The following is a 9,209-nucleotide window of genomic DNA, read 5'->3' on the forward strand; positions in this document are numbered from 1 at the left end:
TATTGCCGGTATGAGCGCCATTATATCTACTGGCGTGTTTTGTCAGATGGTGCCGTTGGTATCGTGACGATTTTGCATGAACGCATGCATCAGATCGATCGTTTTCGACAGGATTCTCCACACTGAGAGTGACCCTGTCCCGGTTTTGCCACCGGCCAGAACGAGAGATCCGGCGCTTCATCGGCCGGGGTTAACCCCGGCCGATGAAGCAAATTCGGCAGGCGTCATGAACCCCAGGGATGTGTGAGGTCGGGTCTCGTTGAAGTCCGTCCGCCACGCCTCGATCTTGCTCCTGGCGTCGTCCAAAGACAAGAACCAGTGCGTGTTCAGGCATTCATCGCGCAGCCGGCCATTGAAGCTTTCCACGAAGGCATTGTCGGTAGGCTTTCCCGGCCTGCTGAAGTCCAGCGTGACACGGTTGATGTAGGCTCAGTGGTCGAGCGCCCGCGAGATAAATTCCGGGCCGTTGTCTGAAGACCAGCGTTGAGCCAACTTATGATCGCTATGATCTCGAAGAGGAGAAGCGACGGTGCCAACGGCGTGGCGCTCCCGATTTGCACGATCTGCGTGTTCAGGAAGCCATGGCTTGCCTAAGCCGATCTCGGCTCTTTTCAGCCCGAGGGGGCGATGCTTGGCAGTGCGGGCTTCGCATCTCATCAGATGAGAAATCGGTCGCTCCGGCCGCTGGTTTAACCGGAAGGTTTGGCCTAGTTTTATCGAGCCATCCTTGTTGGGAATTTGCAATGGATCTCCAGACTAGAAAGAAGACCAAGGTAGCCATCATCGGTTCGGGCAATATCGGCACCGACCTGATGATCAAGGTGCTACGCTTGTCGAACGTGCTCGAAATGGGCGTAATGGTGGGCATCGACCCGGCATCGGATGGCCTGGCGCGTGCATCGCGGATGGGCGTCGCTACGACGCATGAAGGCATTGACGGCCTGCTGGCCATGCCCGAATTTGCTGACGTGGAGATCGTTTTCGATGCCACCAGCGCCGGCGCGCACAAGCGCAACAGCGAATTGGTCTTGGCAGCAGGCAAGCGCATGATCGATCTGACGCCCGCGGCGATCGGCCCCTACACGATCCCGCCGGTCAACGGCGAAGCGAACCTTGACGCAGCGAACGTCAACATGGTGACCTGTGGTGGGCAGGCGACCATCCCTATGGTCGCGGCAGTCAATCGCGTTGCCAAGGTCCACTATGGCGAGATCGTTGCCTCGATCAGTTCGAAGAGCGCCGGCCCGGGCACGCGTGCGAACATCGATGAATTCACCGAGACGACCAGCCAGGCCATCGTAGAGGTCGGCGGGGCCACTCGTGGGAAGGCGATCATCATCCTGAACCCGGCCGAGCCGCCCCTGATCATGCGCGATACCGTCTATTGCCTGTGCGAGGACGCCGATCGCGAGGCAATCCGCCAGTCGATCGACGATATGGTGGCGCAAGTGCAAAGCTACGTGCCGGGCTATCGCCTGAAGCAGGCCGTGCAGTTCGAAAGCATCGGGGGCAACCGGCCCTTGCGCATTCCCGAGATGGCCAGCACGGGACAAACCGAGTTCACCGGCCTCAAGGTTTCGGTCTTCCTCGAAGTGGAAGGCGCGGCGCACTACCTGCCGGCCTATGCCGGCAATCTCGACATCATGACTTCGGCTGCCATGAAGACCGCCGAAAAGATCGCCGAAAGGATGGCGGCATGACCCTGAACTGCACTTTCAACGATCCCACGAGCCAGAAGCTCTACATCCAGGACGTTACGTTGCGCGATGGCATGCACGCCATTCGTCACCAATATGGCCTCGAGCACGTGCAGGCGATTGCCAAGGCGCTCGATCAGGCCAAGGTTGACGCAATCGAGGTGGCGCACGGCGACGGCCTGCAGGGCTCCAGCTTCAACTACGGCTTCGGCGCCTATACCGACTGGGACTGGATCGGTGCGGTTGCCGAAGTGCTGGAGCATTCGGTGCTCACCACGCTGCTGCTGCCGGGCATCGGAACGGTGCATGACCTCAAGCACGCTGCGGAAATGGGCGTCAAGTCGGTCCGCATCGCCACGCACTGCACCGAAGCCGACGTTTCGAAGCAGCATATCGAGGCCGCACGCAATCTGGGCATGGATGTTTCGGGCTTCTTGATGATGAGCCACATGACCAGCCCCGAAGCGCTGGCGCAGCAGGCTTTGCTGATGGAAAGCTATGGCGCTTATTGCGTCTACGTCACCGACAGCGGCGGCGCGATGAGCATGGACGACTACGCCGCCCGGGTTCAGGCCTATGACCGCGTGCTCAAGCCGGAAACGCAGCGCGGCGTCCACGCGCACCACAATCTCTCGCTCGGCGTGGCGAACTCGATCGTGGCCGTGCAGAACGGTGCGGTCCGTGTTGACGCGAGCCTTGCCGGCATGGGCGCTGGTGCGGGCAACGCGCCGCTCGAGGTGTTCATTGCTGCTGCCGATCGTATGGGCTGGAACCATGGCTGCGACCTCTATGCGTTGATGGACGCCGCCGAGGATCTCGTCCGTCCGCTGCAGGACCGTCCGGTGCGCGTGGATCGCGAAACGCTTACACTCGGCTATGCCGGCGTTTATTCGAGCTTCCTGCGCCATGCCGAGAAGGCTGCGGGGGACTATGGCGTCGATACACGTTCGATCCTCGCCGAAGTCGGCCGGCGCAAGATGGTTGGCGGCCAGGAGGACATGATCGTCGACATTGCGCTGGACCTGGTCAAGCAGAAGGAAGCCCACCAAGGCTGACGACATGCGCATTGCGGTTGTCGGAGCGGGCGCGATAGGAAGTGCAGTCGCCGCCGTCCTGGCGGCGGCTGGCCGCGATGTCGTGCTGGTTGCGCGCGGGCAGAGGTTGCGCGCGCTCCGCGCAGCCCCGCAGATCATATATGGCGGCGGCAAGGCAATCGAAGTGCCGCTCCGTGTCGCAGCAGCGGATGACGGCTTGCCGCAGGTCGACCTCTCGATTTGCTGCGTGAAGATGCCGGATCTGGAACAGGCGCTCCCGGCCGGCAGGGCCGGTGTCATTCTGACGCTCCAGAACGGTGTCGAAGCGCATGAAACGGCGGCGCGCCTGGTGCCCGATGCATACATAGCCGCAGGACGCGTACATGGTTTCTTCGAGATGGACGGTGATGCGGTCCGTCATGTGGGGGTGCCTCCTTCAATCCTGTTCGGATGCACCAACGGCGACCGGACTCTGGTCGAGCAGGTTGTCGGGGGCCGCTTTCGCAAACACGACCCTTCCGGTTGAGGCTGCTCCGGACATCCGCCGCAGTCTGTGGGAGAAATTCCTTCTGGCCGCATGTCTTGGCACAGTGGCCGCCGCGCTTGATCTGCCGGCGGGCTCTGTCCTCTCCCATATGGACGGTGAGAGCCTGCTGCAACGCGCATTGGCCGAAGTGGCGGCGGATGTCCGGAGCACGAGGCCCTGGGCGGTGCAGTCCTGCGGCTTGCTGCGCAGCATGGCATTCCGCACCCGACTTTCCTGATGCTCGACAAGATGATCCGGCAGCGGGCGCCTTGCTGAATCTTAATCCGTCACCGGACATATCCGGCTTGGCGTTGCGGGACGAAAATCCCTGACCGTCTTACGCAGGTCGGCAATCTTAGCCGCAAGCCCCGTTACATGCTGGACAAAGAGTCTGCTTAATGCTTTCGCCTGCTCAAGGTACGATTGCAAAAGCAGCCGGTCGTTTGCAGGCCGCCGAAGAAGCAGGAAAATCAGCATGGATTCCAAGTACTACAGCCATTGGCATCTTGCCTCGAACGAGCTGGAATACAAGGTAACCGAGTTCGAGTGGTCCATCATCCGCTGCTACGAAGCGTTCAGTCGCTGGCTCGCGACGGCCGGCGCCATCGTGGCCGACGGTGATCTGAAGGTTTCGGAATATCTGATCCTGCAGGTCATTCGCATGCTTGACCGCCCGCGCAACGGCATGACCATCGCGCGCATGCTCAACCGCGATGACGTTGCCAATGTCCAGTACAGCTTGCGTAAGCTGGAGAGCCATGGACTGATCCAGAAGATCAAGGAGCCGGGAAGCAAGATTCACGCATTCGATGTGACCGATAAGGGCAAGAAGGCCTGTGAGGAATTCTCGGTGATCCGCAGGGAATTGCTGATCGAAAGCGTAAAGGGTCTCGAGAACCTGAACGAGAAGCTCGGAAATGCCACGCATTTCCTCTCCTTCCTGACCGGGGTCTATGAAGAGGTTTCGCGCACGTCGGCAGCGCTTTCGCACACGGCCACAGAGATTTCCTGAGGGCGGGCGAGAAGGCAGGCTTTGGCCTGCAGACAGACTGGAGCGGGTTTCGATCTGATTGAATCAGATCGCCGCTCTGGTTTCCCTGTTTTCCGCGATTTCCTAACCAGCGATCGGTTCCGATCGTCTGGAAATCGCTCTACCTGCTTCAGGGCGATATGCGCCCTGAAGCAGGTAGCAGTTGGAATGGACCGCTATCACCGACTTCTGCTTGCCGTGATCGAGGCCACCCCAGGGAGTTCAGGTGTAGACTTTCGTGCCGCCAGTGATGTGAGGTTTGCGGCTCGGATCGTTGTCACGAAGATTGACTTCGGCGATCTGGTTGCCGTTCGGCGCGGCCCATGAACTGTGGCGCCGCCAGACTTCCGGATCGTGGCCGGGGATCATGCGATCGGTCTTCTGCTTGAGCAGTTCCTTGATCTCACGATAAACCTTGATCTGGTTGAACGCGTTGCCCTGATGGTAACCGGGAGGCCACATGTTCTCGATATTATGGTACCAGTAGACCGCATCTCCCGCCATGGCATAGGGTCCATTGCGGGTGTGGACCTCGAACCATTGCGAGCCGAAGGTATGGCTGTCCTTGGCCAGACGCGCGATCACGCCGGGCAGCACTTCCTCGTCACCGCGCACGAACTTGATCCGGCCGTCGGCGACACCCTGTGAAGCGCGGATGAGATCCTGTGGATCGAACGAGGAGAAGATCCAGGCCCGTTCCTCTTCGGTCTCGTGCTGGTGGGCGGCGCAGACGGCGTTTGACCAGCCCATATACTCGTCAAACTGGATATAGAGCTTGGCGTTGGGAAAGGCCTCGAAATTGCCCATATGATCAAAATGCATGTGGGTGACGAGGATCGTGTCGACGTCTTCCGGCGAGAAGCCGACCCGGCCGAGCACGTCTTTTGGCTCTTCCCAGCTGGAGAAGGCATAGCGCGTCAGCCAATAGTCATTGCGGAAGCCGCAGTCGACAAGCGCAACATGCTGCTTGCCGCCGACTTCACCGCCCACGAGCAGGGTGTAGATCATCGGGGCGTGCACATCGCCCTTGTTGCTGTAAGGACCCGAGCCGCCGAAAAAGTCCTGCATGATATCGACCTGGCAGTAGGCGAGGGACCAGATCGAATAGTCGGTATCCCTTTTGGGGAATGCGTTAAGTATCGGAGTTGACACCCTGTTTCTCCCGGCAGCTATTATCAGAAGTTATACCTGGCACCCAGTTGGAAGAGGCGCGGCGGCTTGTAGGAAACCTCGTTGCAACCGCAGAGCGAAGCCAGATCGAAGCCCTGCACGCCGGCGCGGACATCGGTGAGGTTGCGGACGCGCAGGTTGAGGGTCCAGACCTCGTTGGTCCAGCCGAGCCCGGCATTGACCATCACGTACCGACCGAACTTGTCTGCATCGAAGTTCCTGAGATTGTAGTAGAAGCTGGAGCTGTACTGGGCGTCTGCGCCGATCGAGAGCTTCCCGCCAAAGGCGTCCCATTCGTAGCGGGCAATGGCGCTCGCCTGGAAAGCTGGAGCATAGACAGGCTTGACGTCACGCGTGATCGGCCCGCCCACGCGCAGCGGCACGTCCTTCACCTTGGCATCGAAATAGGAAACCGAGACCCCGAGATCGAGCCCGTCTGCCGGAGCGGTGAACAGGCTCGCTTCCGCACCGTAGTTCCTCGCGTCGGCGTTGACGACAACGCCAGATACACCGCTGAACAGGAAGGCCTGATAGTCGCTGTAATCATAGTAGAAAGCGCTGGCATTGAAGCGCGTCTTGCGATCCGGGGTCGTGTACTTGAAGCCACCTTCGTAGCTGAGCAGGACTTCCGGGCGGTATGGGATCGCACTTGCCGGAACACCCAGTCCCCCTGGTATCTGGGCGTTGTAGCTGCCGGCCTTCACGCCACGGTTGATGCCTGCGTAGACGAGCAGGTCAGGCGTCACCTGAAAATCGAGCTGGACCTTTCCGGCCCAAAGCGAGGAACCCTTCTTGTCCACAAAGGGAGCCGGCCCGTTTGCGCCGAAGACCGGACCGATAACAAAAGGCGTGCCGACCTGGGCCTGCCGGGAATCCGTTGTTCCCCAGATGCCCTGAAGGAAGTTGTAGTCCTTCAGTTCGCGGATGAAGCGGCCGCCCGTGGTGAGTTTGAGGCGGTCTGTCAGATGCCAGTCGATCTGACCGAACACGGAATAGGAATTCGTGATCAGGTGGGCATCTGTCCCGAGATCGAATGGTGCGCCCGGCACGACGCTGCCGACGGGGAATTTCAGGCCGTTGATCGAGTGCGTGTCGATGTGGAGGTAGTAGAAACCCGTCGTCCAATCGAACATGTCGGTCTTGCCGGAAAGGCGGAATTCCTGGCTCAATGTCCATGCATCGACGCCTTGATAGTTGCCGGTCTGGTTGCCCGGACCCGCATCGACGTCGAGAAAGAGAAGCTTGTAGAACTTCTTGTAGTCCGTAACCGAAGTGAGCGTGATGTCGTTGCTCAGTTCGAACTCGCCGTTGAGATTTACGCCATAGGTGTGAGACTTGTTCAAACCCGAGAAGGCGAAATCCGAAGAAGTGCGGAAGTCAGCGCCATCGGGATCGATATAGCCGAAATAGTCACCCCCCGCGACCGGACGGCCGAAGCTGTCGCCGAAGACGCCGTCGTTATTGAGGTCCGAACCCGCGTCCTGACCATTGGCTCCGATGGATGCTCGCGTTTCATTGGGGGCTGCATTGATGACGTTGATCAACTCGCCAGCGGCATCGAACTGCGCGATAGTCGGCTTCTGTTGATAGGCTGCGGTTGCGAGGCGCGATCGGCCGGCGTTGATCGACAGCGTGATGGACGCACTGTCGCTCGGCTTGAACAAGGTGGTCAGACGGCCGGCGAGGGTGTCGTCGTCACCCATGTTCGCTCCTGCGCCTGCGCCCGGCGAGCCGCCGACCGCACCCAGCGGATAGAGATTGCGCAGCAGCGCTCCGCTCTTGTTCCAGAGAACCGCGACGCGGGTGGCGACCTTCTCGCCCATCGGCAGATTTAAGGCCGCCTCGCCGCGGAACGTGCCCGGATTCGCCGGTGAGTCGTAAATGCCGTAATTCAGATCGACGAAGCCGCTGGTTTTTCCGAGTTCAGGCTTAACGGTGATATAATGCACCAGGCCGCCGGTGGCGTTCCGCCCAAAGAGAGTGCCCTGCGGTCCTTTCAGCACCTCGACGCGATCGATGTCGAACAGAGCGAACGTCTGTCCCTGGCCGATCGCAATGTAGCCATCGTCAAGGTAGACCGCGTTGGGTGCTTCCACGACATCATTGAAGTCATTCTGGGTGACGCCGCGGATGGTGTACTGGCTGTTCTGCCCGGCAATGGCGCCGCCGAGGTGTACGCCCGGGGTGAGGGCTGCGATATCGCGAGAGTCGACGACGTTGAGGGCGCGAAGCTGGTCGCCGGAATAGGCGCTGATCGCGATGCCGACATTCTGGATGTTTTCTGAACGGCGCTGTGCCGTGACGATGATTTCACCGCCCAAGGCCGATTGCCCCGTTGATCCGGACGTGTCCGCGCTTTGCACCTCGGCGGTAGCTGTCGTCGACTGTGCTTCCTGAGCATGTCCCGTTGTAGAGATCAGAGCAAAGGTTGCGGTGCTGATGCCAAGTAGAGCCTTCGTTCTTAAACGCATGTCCCATTCCCCCATCTGGCCGGCTCCAGCCGGACTCTCGTTATTCGAGATATCACGTCAAAATAGTAAGATCAATTGAAAATCAATCTAAGATGCAGGCAGTTTCGATCAAAGGTGGAAAAAGCCAGCGACCGCGCTGCCAGGCCGTGGCAAAGCTGCGATTGCAAATTGGGTGAACGGAGGATGTGGCCTGAAGGAACGGGCTGCCGGCGCGCGCCTTAAGGGCGGACCCATGCGGCGGCTTACCAGTCCAGGGCTAGAGCAGTAGCAGTTCGCTGAACCGATGTGGCCCGCCACGTTCGAACTGCGTACCGGCCCGTGGCGCCCGCAAGCCAAATCAAAAAGCCTGACCCGCGACCGATGGAAGCGTTAGCGAGGAAAGTCAGAGGATCCCTTGCGGAGTTGGGGACAGGAAGGCGCCACACAAGACCCTCGGCACGGCATGGCCATTCGTCATGCCGAAGGCACTGTCCACGGCGCATTTCTTTACTGCCTTTGGGCACGCCGGCCCGCCATTATCCGCCCAGATCATGCTGCTGCGATCCCACTCCAGTTCGCTTTCCGGCGTCCAAAGGTGGGACTGGCATAATTTAATATATGGGGTGCTTGACAGCACAAGAAAAATCGACAAGTTTTGCTCAAAGGCCGAAACTAACGAAATTAGTGCCTGTATGTTTCATTCGTGCGAAATTGCTCGCAGCGGCATCGAAGGTACCGGGCGAGGCGAGCCCATAAGGCGGTCATCCACACGCGGCGTGTGAGACGAACATCATCGGACGCTCTGCAAGGGGCGCGATTGCTTGAGGCGTATTCGGCTGGATCAAGATCAACCGGGCCACACCACCGATAAGATCACCTGGCCAACAGTCCCCGCGGAATGGTCCATCTCGCCACTGCCAGATACCGGCTCAAATTTAGCCAAGGTCTGGCAGCATCTTGGAATGATTTCTCTTGATCTTGATATGTAGACTCGATATCTCGAATATCGAGAGTCCGGAGGGAACCGGGCTGATAAAGGGGAATAAGGCATGCGTTTAAAAACGAAGATTCTGCTTGGTATCGGCGCCACGACTTTCGCCCTGGTTTCCACAACGGGATATGCTCAGGCGCAGGCCCCGCAGTCGAAAGCCTCTGAAGGCGGTATGGACAACGGTGAGATTGTCGTGACGGCGCAGCATCGTGAGCAGCGTCTTCAGGATGTTGGCATCTCGATCACCGCCCTGGGGAGTGAGCAGCTGGCCCGGCTTGGCGTGACGAGCAGCATCGACATTGGCCGCATTA

7 protein-coding genes and 3 pseudogenes are annotated in these 9,209 nt (G+C 59.6%); 7 read left to right on the top strand and 3 right to left on the bottom strand.

Going from position 1 to position 9,209, the window contains the following annotated elements:
• A pseudogene (locus MRBLMC3_RS13260) lies at positions 1-126 on the top strand (type II toxin-antitoxin system RelE/ParE family toxin); the annotation flags it as partial.
• Between the two features lie 51 nt (positions 127-177).
• Here the strand turns inward: MRBLMC3_RS13260 and MRBLMC3_RS13265 are convergent.
• Positions 178-471, bottom strand: a pseudogene (locus MRBLMC3_RS13265) (integrase core domain-containing protein); the annotation flags it as partial.
• A gap of 272 nt (positions 472-743) precedes the next feature.
• Here MRBLMC3_RS13265 and MRBLMC3_RS13270 point away from each other — a divergent pair.
• From MRBLMC3_RS13270 to MRBLMC3_RS13290, 5 genes are all read left to right on the top strand, one after another.
• Entirely contained in the window at positions 744-1,700 is a 957-nt protein-coding gene (locus tag MRBLMC3_RS13270; protein WP_133654650.1) for an acetaldehyde dehydrogenase (acetylating), read from the top strand.
• Positions 1,697-2,752: a 4-hydroxy-2-oxovalerate aldolase gene (dmpG, locus tag MRBLMC3_RS13275; protein WP_363829532.1), complete on the top strand. Its 1,056-nt coding sequence runs from the start codon at positions 1,697-1,699 to the stop codon at positions 2,750-2,752. Before MRBLMC3_RS13270 ends, dmpG begins: the two co-directional genes overlap by 4 nt.
• Before the next feature lie 4 nt (positions 2,753-2,756).
• The gene (locus MRBLMC3_RS13280; RefSeq protein WP_363829534.1) at positions 2,757-3,257 is read left to right on the top strand and encodes a ketopantoate reductase family protein; all 501 of its coding nucleotides are present in this window, start codon (positions 2,757-2,759) and stop codon (positions 3,255-3,257) included.
• Positions 3,151-3,495: a ketopantoate reductase family protein gene (locus MRBLMC3_RS13285; protein ID WP_363829536.1), complete on the top strand. Its 345-nt coding sequence runs from the start codon at positions 3,151-3,153 to the stop codon at positions 3,493-3,495. The genes MRBLMC3_RS13280 and MRBLMC3_RS13285 overlap by 107 nt, the downstream gene beginning before the upstream one ends.
• A 237-nt stretch (positions 3,496-3,732) precedes the next feature.
• Positions 3,733-4,269, top strand: a complete 537-nt coding sequence (locus tag MRBLMC3_RS13290) for a winged helix DNA-binding protein (protein WP_133654642.1) — start codon at positions 3,733-3,735, stop codon at positions 4,267-4,269.
• A 240-nt stretch (positions 4,270-4,509) separates the two neighbouring features.
• Here MRBLMC3_RS13290 and MRBLMC3_RS13295 read toward each other — a convergent pair whose 3' ends face one another.
• Together MRBLMC3_RS13295 and MRBLMC3_RS13300 are read right to left on the bottom strand one after the other, a co-directional pair.
• Entirely contained in the window at positions 4,510-5,355 is an 846-nt protein-coding gene (locus MRBLMC3_RS13295) for an N-acyl homoserine lactonase family protein (RefSeq protein WP_363735800.1), read from the bottom strand.
• A 107-nt stretch (positions 5,356-5,462) separates the two neighbouring features.
• On the bottom strand, positions 5,463-7,943 hold the full coding sequence (locus MRBLMC3_RS13300; RefSeq protein WP_363829538.1) for a TonB-dependent receptor: 2,481 nt from the start codon (positions 7,941-7,943) through the stop codon (positions 5,463-5,465).
• A gap of 1,013 nt (positions 7,944-8,956) precedes the next feature.
• Between MRBLMC3_RS13300 and MRBLMC3_RS13305 the strand changes: the two are divergent.
• Positions 8,957-9,209 (top strand): annotated as a pseudogene (locus MRBLMC3_RS13305) (TonB-dependent receptor); the annotation flags it as partial.

Source organism: Sphingobium sp. LMC3-1-1.1 (genome assembly GCF_040676285.1).
Classification (GTDB): domain Bacteria; phylum Pseudomonadota; class Alphaproteobacteria; order Sphingomonadales; family Sphingomonadaceae; genus Sphingobium.